The organism is Psychrobacter sp. FME6 (assembly GCF_014861365.1).
In the GTDB taxonomy this organism is placed as follows: domain Bacteria; phylum Pseudomonadota; class Gammaproteobacteria; order Pseudomonadales; family Moraxellaceae; genus Psychrobacter.
The window spans coordinates 1-1799 of sequence record NZ_RRYW01000184.1; the positions used below are offsets into that span (position 1 = coordinate 1).

Sequence of the window (1799 nt, forward strand, 5' to 3'; positions counted from 1 at the left end):
ACGATCTAAGTATAGCTTATTCTGAAATATCTATGCTAATTGATGACACGCCCTAGTAAATAGATACTTTAGCATTATTAATATTTTAGGCTCAGCAGAGACAACGCTGTATTTTCTAATAATGTTAATTGTAACGTTATTCTCTTTTTTAAATAAATCTTATAGCAAAATCATGTTTGTATTCAATATCATTATGTCATTAGTAGTGCTAGTTAGCTTTTTATACGTGATTGAAGCAACAGTCTCATTTATGCTTTATAAGGATATTTTCTTATCTTATTATTGATTCTTAGATTGAAAGATGAAGTGCATTCCGTCAACATTATAAATTTAGATAATTATAATTTATCAAAAAATTTAAACCAAAAAAAGGACGCCTCTCAGCGTCCTTTTTTTCTACTTATAAAGTAAATCAAATACTTAGAAGTTAAAGATTACTCTTCAACACCAGCATCTTGACCTTTATATTTAGCGTTTGCGTAGTCCCAGTTTACTAGCTTGTCTAGGAAGGTGTCGACGTAATCAGGACGACGGTTGCGATAATCGATATAGTAAGCATGTTCCCATACGTCACAAGTCAATACCGCGACTTGGTCGTGTGCTAATGGGTTATCAGCGTTACCAGTTTTCGCGATTGATAGTTTGCCACCGACTTTATCAGCAACTAGCCATGCCCAACCTGAACCAAACTGTGAAGTCGCTGCGTTTTTGAACTCTTCACGGAACTTATCATAGCTACCGAAATCTTCTTCGATTTTAGCTTTCAAGTCACCAGTAGGTTCGCCGCCGCCGTTTTCTGGCGTCATGCAGTTCCAATAGAAAGTGTGATTCCATACTTGGGCTGCTTGGTTAAACATCGTTTTTTTGTTGTCATCTTTCGACGCTGCAACGATGATTTCTGGCAATGTTTTGTCTTCTAGACCAGAACCAGGTAGCAAGTCATTTAGCTTGTTTACATAAGCGGCATGATGCTTGTCATGATGGTATTCTAGCGTCTCAGCACTGATATGTGGCTCAAGCGCGTCTTTTGCATATGGTAGGTCTGGTAAAGTAATATTTGACATAGTTATTTTATCCTTGCTGGTTTAGCCATTAGTATTAGGTATAGCGTAAAAGCAATGCTATAAATTATTGGACTAAATTGGCTTAGTTTATTGTTAGTTAAATCTGTGACTCAATATGCTTAACATATTGCTGTAAACCTAAAAAAGTACTAAATTATAAAACCATCTTAAGCAGGCAAAACTCAATCGTTGTCATACCGTTAAACACCAAGTTACTGACTTAAAAGTCGTTATTGGCATTTAAAAGTATTGTTAACTTTAAGTTCACAAGCTATAAGATATAATTCACTGTAACTTGCCGCTTATTATAGCAACAGTGACGACAAATATCAGTTACCAAATGTTATGAATCGCCGTTTACTTATGCTAATTGGTAATTTAGCCAGTGACAGCATAGAATATGCAGACGCAATCAAGGCAAGCGCCATTAAGATAGCTTGTAAGAACCCTGCCAAAATGTCGCTATGCTGCCTATCACTATTAAAACATAGTTAAAACACCCCACTCTCAACATCAAAAGTGATTGAAAAAAGAAGAGCATCTCACTAATCTATTGTTTTCGACCAAGAATACAACGGAGTCATGAGATGCCCATAGACGAATTTATCATCAATATCTATTTAATGGTAGAGCAATATTACAAAATAGTCGTCACCAAACCCTTGCGAGGGGCAGGTTATGCGCCAAAGCTGAGTGATCCTGAGATTATTTGCATGGAACTGGTCGGTGAGTTTT

Annotated in this window: 1 protein-coding gene and 1 pseudogene; one reads left to right on the top strand and one right to left on the bottom strand. The window is 36.3% G+C overall.

Features of this window, described 5'->3' with window-relative positions:
* Nucleotides 1-434: 434 nt before the first annotated feature.
* The gene (locus EI162_RS14070; protein ID WP_192524923.1) at nt 435-1064 is read right to left on the bottom strand and encodes a superoxide dismutase; all 630 of its coding nucleotides are present in this window, start codon (nt 1062-1064) and stop codon (nt 435-437) included.
* A 587-nt stretch (nt 1065-1651) separates the two neighbouring features.
* On the opposite strand from EI162_RS14070, the pseudogene EI162_RS14075 reads away from it, so the two are divergent.
* Nucleotides 1652-1799 (top strand): annotated as a pseudogene (locus EI162_RS14075) (IS982 family transposase); the annotation flags it as partial.